We start from the raw sequence: 16,776 nt of genomic DNA on the forward strand, positions 1-16,776 counted from the left end.
ACGGTCTGTAGGCGAAAATAGGTACGTGGATCATGGCCCTTGGCATGGCGGACAATATAGGCTTCCAGTCCCTTGATCTCATCCTCCATGCTGTCCATGAGATGAATATCCGCCTCCACATTCTTGCGCACGCTGCTGTCGTGAAAGCGCTCAGCCAGCTCGTTGCGATTGGACCGCCGCTCCAGCTTCAGATTGAGGCTGGGGAGGTTGTATTGGAAATTGGTAAGCTTGATATGCGCCTGCAATTCGGCACGCCGGTGGACAAAGTAATTGCGTCGGCGCAGCAAGTCCCGGGTAGCGCGCATCTCGCTGGGATAGACATAGGCCAAGGGGAAGGTTCCGCCCCGGATCAGCTTGGCGATCTTTTCCGAATCGATCTTATCGTTCTTGGCTTTACCGCCATGGATCGCTTTCATGTAGAGCGCATGGCCCAGTATGAACGGAATACCTTCAGCCTGGCAGAGATCGGCCAGCCAATACCAGGAGAAGATGCATTCGACACCGACCACGATATCGTCCCGGTAGGGCGCAATCAGCTTCAGGAACCGGTGTGCCTGAGTAGGAATATTCTGGTGAAGACAGATATCACCTTCATCATTGAGGATGCAGACATACATCATCTTGGTATGCAGGTCGATTCCACAGTAATATTGATGAGAAGTGTTATAGAATCTCATTTGATCTTCCTCCTGTTGTGACAGTGACTTTGGATTTTGCACCCAAGTTTGTTATAGCAGGGGGGAGGTCATAATTAAGTATCAATTAAATCAAGTCCGCACGCGAAAAGCACGCGTGCTTGGACCGGCCAAAAAGCAGCCGGCCACTTATTAAAGCGTTATATGTTTTGGGAGGAAAATTGCGCAAGGTCTTAATATTCGGAAATTCAGGCTCAGGGAAGTCGACTTTGGCTAAAAAGCTGGTTAATGAAGAAGGTCTGGCCCATTTAGACTTGGATAGTCTCGCTTGGTTGTCAGAGGCGCCTCCAAGGCGTGCGCCTATTGAAGAATCCAGGAAAAAGATTATCGAGTTTATCACCTCTAATGAAAGGTTCGTTATAGAGGGGTGCTACTCCGATTTGTTAGAAATCGCAGCACCGCGAGCCAATGAGGTCATATTTATGAATCTTTCCATCGCTAAGTGCGTGCAAAACGCGAAGTCTCGACCATGGGAGCCGCATAAATATGAGAGCAAAGAAGCTCAAGACAAAAACTTAGAAATGCTGATTAATTGGATAGAGCAGTATGAAGATAGAGAGGATGTGTTTTCATACCAATCCCATTTGAGGTTGTATGAGAATTTCATAGGTAAGAAATTAATGTATGTAGAAAATGAAAGCCACACATAACAAGCGCAGCCAAGGTGTACAAGCCTCTGCGGCGCCAACTTTATGCTTGAATGTCACCAAGTTGTCACCACTCCGGTTTGCCACTTACCGAGGGCGTTAGAAATCTTTGCAAGAGATGGGTATGGAACTTGAAATAAACACAATTGATGCTTTCACAGACAATGTATTTGGTGGCAATCAAGCTGCTGTCATAGTAACCGGGTCTTGGCTGCCTGAAGATATGATGCAATCTATCGCTTCAGAAAATAATCTTTCGGAAACGGCATTCCTGGTCAAAGAAGAAGCAAATACATACGGAATACGGTGGTTTTCACCAATCACTGAAATTGCTTTTTGTGGTCATGCAACTTTAGCCTCTGCGTTTGTCCTATTTAATAAATACCCTGATGCAGAATCTTTTAATTTCAAAGCAGAAGCTGTTGGTGTTTTGCCTGTAACAAAGAATAACGACTCAACTTTGAAAATGAATTTTCCAAATACTTCGCCAAAAAAAGTAACTGAAATTCCGCTAGAGATTCAAGAGGGACTATCCATTCAGCCTGATGAATTATATGCGAATCAACAGGCATACTTTGTTATATATAAATCTGAGAAAGATGTCTTATCTGTTGAAAGGAACAATGAAATCCTGAAACGACTAAAACCATTAGATGTTGTTGTAACTTGTCAGTCTGAAACGCCTAAATATGATTTCATATCTAGATATTTTTGGCCTGCAAACGGCGGAGATGAAGATCCTGTAACGGGTTCAATTCATACTGGATTGGCACCATTTTGGGCTTCGCGTCTAGGAAAGAGCGAATTAACCGCATTACAAGCTTCTAAACGGGGTGGCATCTTATACTGCAGCGTAGATGGTGATAGGGTTTATATCTCCGGTAATGCCGTGCAGTATCTGAAAGGTACAATCACAGTTTAGTGCCAAAAATTTCTAACAAGCCACAGTAATCGCTCCCGATGGTCGCTGGGACAGCCAAAACGCTGCGCTTATTTGTCTGCCGCGGTGCGGGGCGTTAAGGCCCGCTTTTGGATGGTTGCAGCCGGTGACGCTGGTTAATCGGATGTCCGCTATTGGCAGAAACAGAAATCTATTATTGTGATTCTTTAGCAACGATTGCTTCACCCCGCCTGACCTGCTCCTATACTTTCTGGCTGATTTTCCGGTTGTCCTTTCTGATCAGTTCGACCAGACGCATGATACGCTTGACCTCTGATTGACTTATGTGTTTCTCATCAATGAAAGGCCGGGGGCTAATTATGTACGACACCATTCGCCGCATCGGGTTTAAAACTCCTAATAACGGGACTACGGGGCGATAACCTCATTTGAAGGCTTGGCTCAATGGTGGACCGAAGAGGTATCAGGTGATTCCCAGCCCGGGGGCCATATCCAATTCGGTTTTCGATCGGAGGCGGGAGAAATCCTGGGCAAGATGGTTATTGCTGTCAAGGGGCTCGATACTGGAAATCATGTTCGGTAGAGCTGTGTAGACGGCCCCGCGGAGTGGATTGGAACAGACATGACATTCGAGTTACCCGAACAAGACGATCAGACCATTCTCCTCTTCGGTCACCGGAACTGGCGCGAGGTTGTCGAGTCCACGCCCCACTTCAGTACGAAGTGGGTCACATTTCTGTTGAGCCTTCGCGAGTACGTGGAAACAGGGAAAGACAAGCCCTCGCCTAAGGATCTGAAAAATGATAATTGGAATTAAAGACCCGTTCCTGTTTCTGCCCTAATTTAATACGACGCTACAATCCGCAACGCTCTGCACGAGCCACTCTTCTCTAGCGCTCTCCCAGAGAGCCCATCCAAGAGAAATCATATAAGTATAAAGTTCCGGCCCTCATAGGAGGGCCGTCTGTTTGGCGCTGAAAACGGCTAGCGCCGGATGACAGGCCACCGACCTCGATAGAGAGATGAATATTAACCCGCACAGCCGATATAACATCTCACAATAAAACCTTATTTTCTTAGGGCTTTCCATCACCGGATCAGGCGTGTACATTAATGCGGCCATCCAATTTAGTGATACTTATATAAAACACACTAATGCTTCAGCTTGATGGCATGGGACATGCCCTAAACCGACAATACCAATACAGGTAACACCATGCACAAAACCAAGTGGACCTTTCTTCTCGCACTATTGTTTTTCTATGCACTAACACCCGCTTTCTCTACCCCATTGACCCTCTATACTGAGGAATACCCCCCGTACAACTATACCCAGGATGACGCGCTGACAGGCGTATCCACCGAAGTGGTAAAAAGAGTCATGGAGTTGGCTGGCGAAGACTACTCTATTAAGAGCTATCCCTGGGCGCGTTCTTACGTGAGCGCCCAATCGGGACCGGGTAACCTGATTTACTCAATCAATCGCATTGAAAAAAGGGAAAAACTCTTTAAGTGGATCGGCGAAATAGCGCCCAATACCACCTCTGTCTACGCCCTGAAAACTCGCACCGACATTCAGGCAAACAGCCTGGACGATATCCAGAAATTTGCCATTGTCACCACCTTTCGCGATGCTAAAGAGATGTACTTGATCAGCAAAGGCTTCAACAAGCTGAAGTTTGCACGCTTAAGTGGAAAGGACACCAACCTGCGCGCCTACAAACTCCTCAAAGACGGTACTGTCGATGTCTGGCCGATGACGGATGCCGTTGCCTACCATATCGCCAGGCAAAACGGTGACGACCCCGACCAGGTTTTCCGCAAAGTCATACCGGTTGCTGAAGTGTCAACCAAAGGCTATTACATTGCCGCCAGCCTTGATACCCCTGATGAATTGGTGGCGCATATCTCAACTACGCTAGAGAAATTCAAGACTACGGAAGAGTACAAGGCGATCCTGAAACGTTGGGGACTGTAAACAGAGAAAAATGGCGGCACTCAGCAACGGCGATTGGGTAAACGACAGCCCGGAAATTAAAAACGCTACGTCGTTATTATTGTGGATCACGGCTATGGTTGAACATGTACAGATAGTCATGATTTACGATAGACTCAATCACTGCAAATAAACCGACAGATAACACGCTACTTGGGATTACCGATGAAATTCAATGGCATTCTTGGTCTGATTATTTTAATTGCCGATATCTTTGCCATCATCAAGATTGCGCAAAGCTCGGCATCGACCGGCCTGAAAATATTATGGATTGTGATTGTGTTGATCCTTCCCGTTGTCGGGCTGGTGGTGTGGTTTCTGATGGGGCCTGGTGATAAACGGCTGAAGCTTTAGCGACCTGCCATGGACACCACTTCATAAAAAAAGGGGCAGTGGCATGGTTACCACTGCCCCTTCGTTTCTGGCTACGGCCGGGATCCATACCATGCGGTTAACCACCTCCTACTTAAGCTTATCCTCCGTGTATTGCAGGCACTTGCTGATCTCTGACTCATCAAACGCCTCACCGGATTTTGATTTAAGGTGCAGCTTTATGGCGTCGCCATCAGCTTCGATGGTCAGGGATTCCAGTTTTGAATACTCTTCTGTCGGACAACCGCAACGCCCCTCCTGGCACGCCTGAAAAGCCTCAAGCAGCGCCTCTTTCTTTTCTGTCGCGTCGGCAATCTCAATATCGAGTCCCGCGTCATGTATTTCGATTTTATGTCGCATGGCATCACCTCACCAATTTATTCGGATTCCGCTACCGGTCCCAAAGCACTCGCCAGCTGTCAGTCATCCATCTTTTAGTCAACTTGAAAACCGACCATATTTAGGCCTCACCTAGGGGGCAAGTACCCACTTAGCAATATTACGACAATCACAGTAAGTATCAAGGAGAGTCCTTTCCAGAACAGCAGCGGATTGCGCTCTATGAGCGGTGGGCGGGTTCTGTTCAGAAAGGCCTGGGTGGGGTGGCGCAGATCATAGACAAATTCAGATAACACTTCGTAGCGTTTGTATGGGTTGATGTGGACACACTTACGCAGCGTCTCGTCTATCCAAGCGGGTATTTCCCGTTCATCATCCAGCACGGAATGGTAGCGCAATCTATTTTGTGCCGACTTAGTTCGCGACTTGGCGATTTGTGCTCCATACGGCAAACGGCCGCTAAGCAGTTGATAAGCGATCACACCGAGAGAGAATATGTCGGAACGGAACGACCCCGGTTCACCCAGAAAATATTCCGGCGCGGTGTATTGTGCCGTGCCCAGAATATTTTGTCGTTCCAGGGGGGAAGAAATCTCCACGATACCGGCCACTTTAGTGGCGCCAAAATCGATGATCTTTACCATGCCATTGCTATCGATCATGATATTTTCCGGCCGCAGATCCTGATGCAACATCTCCTGCCGATGAAAGGCATTTAACCCTCTGGCAATCTGCTCGACAATATCCCGCACCTTTTCCAGTTCCGGCCTTGGATTGTCGATCATCCACTGCGTTAATGTCTGACCCTCGATAAATTCGGTGGCGAGGTAGATATAGTTGCGTTGGCGAGTCAACAGACAGGGCTTCAGCACATGTGCGTTGTTGATGCGTCGTGCTATCCACTCCTCCATCAAAAACCGCTCAAGATAGGCCTCATCGGTTTGAAGATCTATAGAGGGTGTCTTGATGACCACAAGCGTATCGGTTTCGTTGTCCTTCGCCAGGTATACGTGACTACGACTGCTGTCATGCAGTGTTCGCATGATCGTATAACCATCAAAGAGCGTACGGGGTTCCAGTATTGGCGGTAGCGGCAGTTCCGCCATTTTATGGAATATTTCGCCGGCACAATGACTTGGCAGTTCTTCTATCCTGATTATCTGAATAGTGAGGTTATCGTCACTGCCCTGTTTATATGCCTCATCGGCAATGGCCTTTGCCGCATCGTCCAGGTCATGGTTGTGAATAGCGTCGAGAATAAAATCGGTGCTGGCATATTCATATACGCCATCGGTCATTAACAGAAAGATATCGCCTATTTCCAGATGCAGCGATCGGTAGTCAATCTCCAATTCAGCGTCGATTCCCAGTCCGCGGCTGAGATAGCTTTTGTCGTCGGATAACCAAAGGCGATGATCGATGGTAAGCGGTTCAAGTGTATGGTTACGCAGTCGGTAGATGCGTGAATCACCGATATGGAATATATGTGCCGTGGTGGACTTGAATATCAGCGCACTTAAAGTGCAGACATAGCCTTTATCTTTGTTATAGCGGTGCTGACTTTTCTGCGTCTGTGAATACAACCAGGAATTTGTGGCGTACAACACCTGGTGCGCCGACTTCTTTACCGACCAGGCTTCAGAGGTACAGTAATAATCATCCAGGAATCCTCTGACACTGGCTTCACTGGCCACCTGGCTGACATCGCTGCTGCTGATACCGTCGGCCAGCGCTATGGCCACTCCCTTGGATGTCAAGAGCGGCTCTTTGGGTATCAGGACACCGTGGAAATCCTGATTGATCGCTTTTCGTCCTTTATCGGAAAATTGGCCCACGGATACTTTCATATGGCACACCCTGCCCGATACCAAAAAGCCCCAGCACAATAGTGTGCCGAGGCTTTACTTGCTGTAATCAGGTTCGCCTTCGAGAACCTCATAGCCATACCCGTTATCGATTCCGACTTAACACCCTACCACGATTTGTAGGGCAAAAACTTTCCGTTCATGGTGATCACGACCCGATCGCCCGCCGGGTTCTCTTCTTTACCGATATCCATGGAGAAGTCGATCGCACTCATGATGCCGTCACCAAATTTTTCATGGATCAGCTCTTTCATGGTGTCACCGTATACGCCGATCGCTTCATAGAAGCGATAGATTACCGGATCGGTCGGTACCGTTTTTTCCCAACTTTTATGGGGATACGCTTGCAAGGCCTCTGCCACCTCTGGTGACAGGGAGAGCACCTCACATATTTTTTCGGCAGGCTCCTTTTTCAGGCTGTTCATACCCAGACAGGCTGAGGTTAAAAACACCGGCGACAGACCTACCTGCTCTGCTATCGCCTCCCAACCTAATCCGGAAGCTTTTTTAGCCACCAGGATCTCTTCGGTCATTTCTATCTTTTTCATCTTTATACTCCTTGGCAATCAACCGCCCAGCATCCTCATACATCCGATAAGTCAGCTTGGCGGGCCGGTAGCGGGTGACGGATAGCGGCAGTCGCCGCCATCCGTTCATCCGATACTCTTGCTGATTAGAAATTGGCCACAGCTTTCAGCTCACGTTTCGGCGCTGTCTTGACGTGTGTGGAGTACAAGGTCAGCCCGGTAAAGGCAAGACCACCCACCAGATTGCCCAGGGCGGTGGGGATTTCATTCCAGATAAAGTAGTCGGCGATAGAGAAACCGCCACCCATGATCATAGCCGACGGGAACAGGAACATATTCACCACGGAGTGTTCGAAGCCCATGGCAAAGAAGAGCATAATGGGCATCCACATGGCGATCACTTTTCCGCTGACACTGGTGGAGATCATGGCCCCGACCACACCCATAGAAACCATCCAGTTACACAACATGCCCCGGATGAAGATGGTGAACCAACCGGCAATGCCATACTGCGCGTAACCGAGTGTTCGCGCTTCACCGATACCGGCAATCTTTTTACCTACTGCTCCCGGTTCAATCGAGAAGCCGTAGCTAAAAATAAACGCCATCATAAACGCCACCGTGAGCGCACCGGCAAAGTTGCCAAGAAACACCAGGCCCCAGTTCCTCAACACACCACCGGTTGTCACGCCGGGACGTTTATCGATCAATGCCAAAGGGGTCAATACAAACACCCCAGTCAACAGGTCAAAGCCCATGAGATAGAGCATGCTGAAACCCACCGGGAACAGAATCGCACCGATGAGTGGCGAGCCGGTCTGCACGGCAACAAAAATTGCGAATACCGCCGCCAGCGCCAAAATGGCGCCCGCCATATAGGCTCGAATCAGCGTATCTCTGGTAGACATGAAAATCTTAGATTCGCCAGCATCTACCATCTTTGTGACGAATTCTGAAGGGACTAAATAGGACATATCATATTCTCGCTGTATGAATGTGGGTGATGATTTCTATGCCGCTACCGGCTTACCAAATGAATCCACATTAGCTTGAGCAAATAATATGCCACTTTATAAGTTATTGTATTACAATGATTTTTAATTTTTTCTAGAGCTATTCTATTTTACTGTCCGCGACCCTCAAGCACTATTTTAGGGCGACGTTATATTGAGATGGTGCAAACGGGACCTCCCCTAACCGGGCGCTAACCGCCGATAAACCCGTCCTTCAGGGGAGGAAGTCGGTCACCGATAATGGATGGCTCACCCTAGGTGCCATTATCGTGCACCCCACTGTTTAAGGAGATCAATCATCGCCTGATTGTCCCGCTCGATGGCCAACATCAACGGTGTACCGAAACGCGAACGAATGTTGGGATCGGCCCCCTTTTCCAGCAGCAACTTCACCACTGCAAGCTTGCCGGTCTGGGTCGCTTCACAGAGCGGCGTCTCGTTGTTGTGGTTGGGGAGATCGACAACAGCCCCCAACACCAACAACTGCTTCACCAGGGCAAGATTGCCGCTGCCGGCGGCATCATGGAGTACCGACGCTTTACCACGGTTAAGGGCAAAGGGATCGGCTCCCTGCTCAATCAGGTAGGCGGCCGTCTTGGGGTGTCCGGATGCCTTCATCAGCACCGTGAATCCGCGGCCGTCACGGGCATTGCTATCCGCTCCCCTGGCAATCAGTTGTCGCACCTCCTGCAGACGTCCGCGTAACGCCGCCTCCAGCAGATCCATGTCGAGCCGGCGATTGGCACCGTTAGCATCGGCGCCATGCTCTTGCAGCAGGCGCACCACCTGGGCGTGGCGGTTGGTCTTCTCCTTGGCGTCACGGGCGTGGTTGATGGCCGCCTTCCCATTGACGTCCTTACGGTGCACGTTGACACCGGCATCGATCAGCGCAGAGACCGCTTCCACCTCACCACGGCCGGCAGCCTGCATCAACGGCGTAAAACCATAGTAGGATCCGATATTGGGATCAGCACCCAGCTCAAGCAACAGCTTGACGGTATCCGGCCCGGCGTTGGCAGTAGCCAGCTTGAGCGCCGTCATGCCGGTACGGTCACGCTGGTCCAGCTTGGCGCCGGCCGCGCGCAATACCTTCACCGCTCCATCATGCCCCATAAAGGCCGCATGCATCAGTGCCGAAGCACCCACCTCGGTGTCCTGCACATCAAGCTCAGCACCTTTTTGCAGCAGGAAGGCACAGGTCTCGGCATCACCCGCGTGAGCCGCCCGAATCAGTGCCGTGGCCCCGTCCTGTGTGGCGCGAACATTCGGATTCGCACCAGCAGCAACCAACATCCGCACCGCCTCACCGTGTCCGCCGGCTGCCGCCAGGGTCAGGGGCGTCCAGCCGCGAAAGGAACTGTGGAAGTTGGGATCGATGCCACTATCTAGCAGGCGACGTAACGCCTCATCGTTACCCTGGACCGCGGCCGAGGCTAGCGCCTTCTGTAGAGCCTCATGGGATGCCTGCTGTGTGCGTTGTGGCGGCTCGGGTTTAGGCTCCACTGTCTGGCAGGCGGAAAGTAAACTGAGCAGAAACAAGGCGGTAACGGCTTGAATAACGGCATAGCGCATAACGAACGGCTCCATGTGTTTGGCGCAAAAAGCCAAGGATAAGGCATCACGCAACCTTTTTCGACCTGGAGCGAATATCCGTCAACGGATCTGTGATCCCCTCAGCCCACTCCTGCGTCACACCCTCTTTTCAATGAAATGACGGGCTGCCGCACCCAGTTCAATGAAAAAACTTTGCGTCTTGATGAAGTTTTCCTGTTCGGACGGAGACAATTTGAGCGGTAGCGTCGATGTATCACCGGACAGAGTCGACTCGGCCAGTGCGCGGCCAAAAACGGTACCGGGAGCGATGCCCCGACCGTTGTATCCCCATACAGTCAGCCAGCCGGGATATGGCTCTGCCAACCGGGGAATATTGTTGTTGGTCAAACCAATACGGCCGTACCATTCATGGGTAAACGCATAGCCCGCCAACTGGGGATAGACATCGAGCATCTTTCGATACGCCCAGGATTTATGGGTGCCGTAGCCGGCGCCATCCAAACAACCGACGCTACCGACAATCATGCGTCCCTCCCTGTTTAACCGAAAGGAGGTCAGCACCATATGCGTATCCCACGCCGCATGCTTTTCAGGCAGGATTGTTTGCTGCAACGCCTCGCTTAACGGGGCGGTGGCCATCTGAAAATAGTAGAGCGATGTCGTATCGGGAGAGGCCCATGTATCCCCATTTTCGTTATAGGTACCGGTTGCAGTGATGATTTTCTGCGCGTTCAATGTCCCCTTATCCGTTTTAACGCGCCAGCGCTGCCCCGCTTTTGTGATGGAGCGGACCGGCGAGTGACAGAAGATGGATGCCCCAAGCGACACGGCGGCCTGTGCAAGCCCGCAGGCGTAGCTCAAGGGTTGGATACTGCCCGCGCGCAGGTCATGTAGCGCACCGATATATTTGTCGGTCCCCATCAGTTCAGCGGTCTTTTCACGGCTAAGTAGATCCAGCGAGTAACCGAATTTTTGCCACTGTTGCTGACGCTCATTGAGTTCAGCCAAACCCTTTTGGCTGTCGGCACAATGCAATGTGCCGTTTTTTATCGCCTCGCATTTGATCTGATATCTGTCGATCAAACCAAATACCGTCTCGGGGGCCGAACCCAAAAAACGGCTCAGCACTTCACCATCCTTTTGCCCCAACCGGTCCGTTATCTCATCGGGTTTTAACCATAATCCGGCGTTGACCAGGCCGACATTCCGGCCGCTGCCGCCGTACCCGATCTCCTGGGCCTCCAGCACCGCAACATCTACCTTGTTCTCGGCCAGATGGAGTGCGGCAGATAGACCGGAGTAACCGGCACCGATAACCACGACATCCACATCCCTATCTTCCGTTAACGCGGGATAGGCCTGGGTATTTTCACAGGTATCAATCCACAAATTTTTTTCTACATAGCGGGTCATTTTTTATCTCTGTTAATGATAGGGCGACAATAGGCATCGAAGAAACATCTCCCCAACTGCGATACAGGTTCTCCGCACCGGGCTATTAATCCAGATTAAACTCGACACCCTGCGCTAAAGGTAGCTCCCGCGAATAGTTGATCGTGTTCGTCTGGCGACGCATGTAGCCTCGCCAGGCGTCTGAACCCGATTCACGACCACCGCCGGTCTCCTTTTCACCGCCGAACGCACCGCCGATTTCCGCGCCGCTCGGTCCAATATTGACATTGGCGATGCCGCAGTCGGATCCGGCCGCAGAGAGGAATGTCTCCGCCTCACGAATATCGGTAGAGAAAATACAGGAGGAGAGACCCTGCGGTACCGCGTTATGCAGCTGCATCGCCTCGTCAAATTCGCTGTAAGTCATCACATACAGGATCGGCGCAAAGGTTTCGCGTTTCACCACGTCGCCTTGTGCCGGCATCTCAACAATGGCCGGTCTGACGTAAAAGCCGTTATTGCCGTCTATATCAATGCGTTCACCACCGAAGAGCTGGCCGCCCTCTTTTTGAGCATTTTCAAGCGCGGCCGACATCGCGTTAAAGGCCTGCTCATCGATAAGCGGACCAACAAGATTTTCCGCCTTCAGCGGATCGCCCACCGAAATACTCGCGTAAGCTTTTTTGATTTTCGGTAACAGCGTCTCTTTCACATCTTTATGGACAATCAGGCGACGTAACGAGGTGCAACGCTGCCCACAGGTACCCACTGCACTGAACAGAATGGCACGAACTGCCATATCCAGATCGGCGGAGGGCGTTACGATCATGGCATTATTGCCGCCAAGTTCCAAAATAGAGCGGCCAAAACGCTCCGCCACTTTTGGCCCGACCGCGCGTCCCATACGCGTGCTGCCTGTCGCGCTGATGACCGCCACATTGTGATTGGCCACCAGGGCTTCGCCCACATCACGACCACCGATAGCCAGTTGATGCAGGCCTGCCGGTGCATCACCAAAGCGGGCCAGTGCACGTTCGAGGATTTTGCAGCAAGCGACAGCGGTCAACGGCGTCTTTTCGGAGGGTTTCCAGATGACACTGTCACCGGCGACAAGGGCGATTGCCGTATTCCAGGCCCAAACCGCCACCGGAAAGTTAAAGGCGGAAATAACACCACAAACCCCAAGCGGATGCCAGGTTTCACGCATCGAGTGGCCCGGGCGTTCAGAGGCGATCGTCAGGCCGTACAACTGACGGGAGAGGCCGACGGCAAAATCACAGATATCAATCATCTCCTGGACTTCACCCAAACCCTCGGTCAGGATCTTACCGCACTCCAGCGTAACCAGTTTTCCAAGATCTTCCTTAGCGATACGCAGCTCTTCTCCCAACAGACGGACCAACTCCCCACGACGCGGGGCAGGCACGGTTTTCCATTGCTCGAAGGCTTCCTTCGAGCGGGCAATCATGGCATCCATCTGATTTGCGTCGATCTCATGCACAGCGGCAATTTTTGATCCATCAATAGGCGTATACACCTCCAAAGTGCCCCCTGTATAATCTGCGGGTTTCAGACCCAGTCTTTCGAAAATTTCCGAATAAGACATAAAACTCTCCTGAATAGAGATGGTTAAAAGAGATCAAACGCGCTCAAGAATAAGGGCAATACCCTGCCCCACACCAATACACATACTACAAAGCGCATAGCGGCCCCGGCTACGTTCAAGTTGATAAGTCGCTGTGGTAACGAGTCGGGCTCCGCTCATACCCAGCGGGTGTCCCAGTGCGATGGCACCACCATTAGGATTTAGCCGCTCATCATTATCTTCTAAGTTTAGCTGGCGTGAGACGGCCAGTGCTTGCGCAGCGAACGCTTCATTGAATTCAATCACATCCATCTGGGACAGGCTAAATCCGGTCAGCCACAGGATTTTCTGTACCGCGGGGACAGGGCCTATCCCCATCACCCGCGGCGGAACCCCGGCCGTCGTCATGGCAATAACACGGGCCTTCGGAGTCAGGCCATTCTCTGCAACCGCCCGCTCAGAGGCAAGGATCAATGCGCAGGCGCCATCATTGACACCGGACGCATTGCCTGCCGTGACCGTTCCGTCCTTGCGGAACGGTGCCTTCAGTTTTGCCAGTTTCTCCAGAGTCGTATCGCCGCGAGGATGTTCATCCTGGCTGATAATCAGCGGATCGCCTTTGTGTTGGGCAACACTGACCGGAATGATTTCAGCGCCGAAAACACCTGCCTCCCGAGCCTGTGCCGATTTCATCTGTGAGTGGTAGGCAAAAACATCCTGATCTTCGCGCGAAATGCCGTACGCGTCGGCAACGTTTTCCGCTGTTTCGGGCAAGCCATCCACACCGTATTGCTGTTTCATCAGCTTATTGACGAAACGCCAACCGATGGTTGTATCGAAGACGGCATTTTCCCGGCTGAATCCGGCTGTCGCTTTAGGCATAACAAACGGCGCACGCGACATGCTTTCAACGCCACCGGCAATCATGAGATTGGTTTCGCCCGACTTGATGGCACGTGCAGCCGTGCCGATCGCATCCATACCAGATCCACACAACCGGTTGATCGTCGTGCCCGTCACATCGGTCGACAGGCCGGCCAATAACAACGACATCCGTGCGACATTGCGATTATCTTCCCCGGCCTGGTTTGCGCAGCCGAACACCACATCATCGACTCGATCCCAGTTTAGATCGGGATGACGCGCTATCAATGCCTTGATAGGCAGGGCACCCAGGTCATCGGCCCGGATGGAGGCGAGACAACCGCCGTACCGTCCGATCGGCGTTCTGACGGCATCACAGATAAAGGCATTGTTCATTGCACCGTTTCCAGCAATAGGGGCTTCAACCTGGTCATGGAACTGGCTACCGATTCGACCAAACAATCGACTTCGGCTTCCGTCATCACCGTGGAGAGCGCTGCCGCCCCGGTATGGATCAGCATGAAGCCATCATCGTACAGATCGTTGATCAACGTCGACAACGCCCGTTTTTGTACCTCGGTAGGATGTGCTTCACGGAAGTTGGCCGGGATAGCCGGTTTCATATGCATACGCAGTAGGGAGCCGGCGCCGGTAACGCAGGCGGGCACACCCAGGGTTTGAAACAGCTGCGCCAGAGAGGCCCGCGCATAGTCGCCCAGTCTATTCAATTTCGCCACCGCGTCACGGTCGAAATACGCCATGGCAACACGGCCGGCGGTCATGGTGACAGGATTAGCAGAGAAAGTGCCGGAGTGCGGAAGGCGTCCATTTGTGAACACCCGCATGACATCGTCCCGGCCTGCCAGTGCCCCGACGGGAAAGCCGCCGCCGATCATTTTACCCATCGAGGTCAAATCCGGGCGAACATCGTAAAGCGCCTGCGCACCCCCGTATTCGGTACGAAAGGTAATGACTTCGTCAAACATCAATAAGGCGCCGTTGTCGGTAGCCCATTTACGCAAGGCTGCGACAAAGGTGCTGCCGGCCGGCGACATCCCGATACGATGGGGAACCGGGTCGATAAGAATGCAGGCGATTTGGTCCTTATAGTGATCCAGAATAGCGATGGATTGTTCCGGTTCGTTAAACGGCAGCACCACCATATCTTCGCTGACGGACTGGGGCGTCCCCTGCGCAAGCGGGACGGCGTTGGGACGGGCGCTATCACCCCAGTTTTCCGGTGTCGGTGCCTGACTCACTTCCGCATAGTCGTAAGCGCCGTGATAACTGCCTTCAACCTTGGCTATTTTCGGTCGCCCCGTATAAGCACGCGCCGCTTTCATACCGGCCATGACCGCTTCCGTTCCGGAGTTTACAAAGCGAACTTTGTCAAAAGCCGGGTTACGCGAGCAGAGGTGTTCGGCAAAGGTGACTTCGGCCTCTGTTGCCAGGGTAAAGGCGGTACCGCACTGCAACTGCTTGCTGACGGCTTCGACGATCGGTTCGAATGCGTGACCGTGGATATGCGACGCCATATTGTTGGCGAAATCAATGCGCTCGACTCCATCCACATCCGTTACACGACACCCTTTTCCTTTTAGAACATAGAGCGGATGGGCACCGCGTAATAACGTGTTACGGCTTACTCCGCCGGGAAGCACATTTTGCGCCCGTTTGAACAACGCTTCACTGTTGGGATATTTCATTTTGATGTTTCATCCGGAGCAATTAGTGGTGCAGCAGTTTTTTCACACACTTCACCAAAAGAGACCCCCGGAGCAAGTTTGAGAACTTTCAAACCCTCTTCCGTGACATCGATAACGGCAAGGTCGGTAAAGATGCGGGATACGACTTTCACGCCGGTTAAGGGATAGGTACATTCCGCGACGATTTTTGGATCACCATTTTTCGTGGTGTGTTGGGTAATCACAAAAATGGTCTTAACTCCGGCGACCAGATCCATCGCACCGCCGACAGCGGGGATGGCATCCGGCGCACCCGTCGACCAGTTGGCCAGATCGCCCTGTGCCGACACCTGCATTGCACCCAAGACACACACATCGATATGGCCGCCGCGGATCATGGTGAAGCTGTCGGCATGATGGAAATAACTTCCGCCCGGAACAATAGAGACCGCCTTCTTTCCCGCGTTGATCAATTCGTGGTCTTCCGCACCGGCAGCGGGTTGTGGTCCCATGCCGAGCAGACCGTTCTCGGTATGATAGATAAATTCCCGCCCTTCCGGGACGAACTTTGCCACCAGCTCCGGGATGCCGATCCCCAGGTTGACATAGGACCCATCGGGGATATCCTGTCCCGCCAGTTGGGCCATGTGTTCCCGACTCCAGCCTTTAACATCGATATGATGCATGTTCATGGATATCGGCTCCCCATCGCAATCAATTGGGATTCAATTTGCGGTTCACTCACTTCAACGATGCGATCAATAAAGACGTTTGGCGTGACGATCGTTTCCGGGTCCAGATCGCCGACATCGACCACACGATGGGCCTGAACAATGGTTGTTTCAGCCGCCGTACACATAATGGGGTTAAAATTACGCGCTGTCTTACTGTAGGTGAGGTTGCCCAGACGATCGGCACATTCACATTTGATCAGCGCGAAATCGGCTTTGAGGGCGTATTCCAACACGTATTCCCGTCCGTCGATGACCCGGCTCTCCTTATTCTCTGCCAGCACGGTACCGACCGTTGTTGCCGTATAAAAGGCCGGGATACCCGCCCCACCCGCACGAATGCGTTCGGCCAGGGTGCCCTGGGGGACGATCTCCAGTTCTATCCTGCCGGCACGGTAAAGCTCTGGAAAAACCTTTGAATGGCTGGAACGCGGATAAGAACAGATCATCTTTCTTACCTGCCCCTGTGCGATCAGGGCGGCCAACCCGACCTCGCCATTGCCGGTGTTGTTGTTGATCACCGTCAGGTCACGTGCACCTTGATCGATCAAGGCGTGGATCAGCTCGGTAGGACTACCGGCCTCACCAAAACCGCCGATCATGACGCTGG

General features: G+C 52.1%; 16 protein-coding genes. 4 read left to right on the plus strand and 12 right to left on the minus strand.

What is annotated here, in order from left to right:
- Window positions 1–677, minus strand: a 677-nt coding sequence (locus ACQY5R_RS17515; protein WP_428610519.1) for an IS110 family transposase, incomplete at its 3' end; no start/stop codon positions are given.
- Between the two features lie 179 nt (window positions 678–856).
- Between ACQY5R_RS17515 and ACQY5R_RS17520 the strand changes: the two genes are divergently transcribed.
- The 4 genes from ACQY5R_RS17520 (at window position 857) to ACQY5R_RS17535 (ending at window position 4,593) form a co-directional block, all read left to right on the plus strand.
- Window positions 857–1,345, plus strand: coding sequence for an AAA family ATPase (locus tag ACQY5R_RS17520; protein ID WP_428610520.1), 489 nt, complete (start codon window positions 857–859; stop codon window positions 1,343–1,345).
- A gap of 121 nt (window positions 1,346–1,466) precedes the next feature.
- Window positions 1,467–2,264, plus strand: coding sequence for a PhzF family phenazine biosynthesis protein (locus tag ACQY5R_RS17525; protein ID WP_428610522.1), 798 nt, complete (start codon window positions 1,467–1,469; stop codon window positions 2,262–2,264).
- Window positions 2,265–3,459: 1,195 nt separating this feature from the next.
- Entirely contained in the window at window positions 3,460–4,221 is a 762-nt protein-coding gene (locus ACQY5R_RS17530) for a substrate-binding periplasmic protein (RefSeq protein WP_428610524.1), read from the plus strand.
- A gap of 183 nt (window positions 4,222–4,404) precedes the next feature.
- Window positions 4,405–4,593, plus strand: a complete 189-nt coding sequence (locus tag ACQY5R_RS17535) for a PLDc N-terminal domain-containing protein (RefSeq protein ID WP_428610525.1) — start codon at window positions 4,405–4,407, stop codon at window positions 4,591–4,593.
- Window positions 4,594–4,701: 108 nt separating this feature from the next.
- On the opposite strand, the gene ACQY5R_RS17540 is transcribed toward ACQY5R_RS17535, so the two are convergent.
- The 11 genes from ACQY5R_RS17540 to ACQY5R_RS17590 all read right to left on the minus strand — a co-directional run.
- Window positions 4,702–4,971 carry a hypothetical protein gene (locus ACQY5R_RS17540; RefSeq protein WP_428610526.1) on the minus strand — a complete coding sequence of 90 codons (270 nt, stop codon included), beginning with the start codon at window positions 4,969–4,971 and terminating at the stop codon, window positions 4,702–4,704.
- Between the two features lie 107 nt (window positions 4,972–5,078).
- Window positions 5,079–6,797 (minus strand): protein kinase domain-containing protein, encoded by a 1,719-nt coding sequence (locus ACQY5R_RS17545; protein ID WP_428610527.1) that lies wholly within the window; start codon window positions 6,795–6,797, stop codon window positions 5,079–5,081.
- A gap of 125 nt (window positions 6,798–6,922) precedes the next feature.
- The gene (gene cynS, locus ACQY5R_RS17550; RefSeq protein WP_428610528.1) at window positions 6,923–7,363 is read right to left on the minus strand and encodes a cyanase; all 441 of its coding nucleotides are present in this window, start codon (window positions 7,361–7,363) and stop codon (window positions 6,923–6,925) included.
- A gap of 125 nt (window positions 7,364–7,488) precedes the next feature.
- Window positions 7,489–8,316: a formate/nitrite transporter family protein gene (locus tag ACQY5R_RS17555; protein WP_428610530.1), complete on the minus strand. Its 828-nt coding sequence runs from the start codon at window positions 8,314–8,316 to the stop codon at window positions 7,489–7,491.
- 303 nt (window positions 8,317–8,619) lie between these two features.
- Window positions 8,620–9,927 (minus strand): ankyrin repeat domain-containing protein, encoded by a 1,308-nt coding sequence (locus tag ACQY5R_RS17560; protein ID WP_428610532.1) that lies wholly within the window; start codon window positions 9,925–9,927, stop codon window positions 8,620–8,622.
- Between the two features lie 117 nt (window positions 9,928–10,044).
- The gene (locus ACQY5R_RS17565) at window positions 10,045–11,322 is read right to left on the minus strand and encodes an NAD(P)/FAD-dependent oxidoreductase (protein WP_428610534.1); all 1,278 of its coding nucleotides are present in this window, start codon (window positions 11,320–11,322) and stop codon (window positions 10,045–10,047) included.
- Between the two features lie 85 nt (window positions 11,323–11,407).
- Window positions 11,408–12,907, minus strand: a complete 1,500-nt coding sequence (gene amaB / locus ACQY5R_RS17570) for an L-piperidine-6-carboxylate dehydrogenase (RefSeq protein WP_428610536.1) — start codon at window positions 12,905–12,907, stop codon at window positions 11,408–11,410.
- A 33-nt stretch (window positions 12,908–12,940) separates the two neighbouring features.
- The gene (gene pcaF, locus ACQY5R_RS17575) at window positions 12,941–14,146 is read right to left on the minus strand and encodes a 3-oxoadipyl-CoA thiolase (protein WP_428610537.1); all 1,206 of its coding nucleotides are present in this window, start codon (window positions 14,144–14,146) and stop codon (window positions 12,941–12,943) included.
- Window positions 14,143–15,456, minus strand: coding sequence for an aspartate aminotransferase family protein (locus tag ACQY5R_RS17580; RefSeq protein WP_428610538.1), 1,314 nt, complete (start codon window positions 15,454–15,456; stop codon window positions 14,143–14,145). Before ACQY5R_RS17580 ends, pcaF begins: the two co-directional genes overlap by 4 nt.
- Window positions 15,453–16,127, minus strand: a complete 675-nt coding sequence (locus ACQY5R_RS17585) for a 3-oxoacid CoA-transferase subunit B (protein WP_428610540.1) — start codon at window positions 16,125–16,127, stop codon at window positions 15,453–15,455. The genes ACQY5R_RS17580 and ACQY5R_RS17585 overlap by 4 nt, the downstream gene beginning before the upstream one ends.
- A partial coding sequence (locus ACQY5R_RS17590; protein ID WP_428610542.1) for a 3-oxoacid CoA-transferase subunit A occupies window positions 16,124–16,776 on the minus strand: 653 nt, incomplete at its 5' end. The genes ACQY5R_RS17590 and ACQY5R_RS17585, both read right to left, overlap by 4 nt.

Origin of the sequence: Sedimenticola sp. (assembly GCF_050289425.1) — a bacterium.
Classification (GTDB): domain Bacteria; phylum Pseudomonadota; class Gammaproteobacteria; order Chromatiales; family Chromatiaceae; genus Sedimenticola.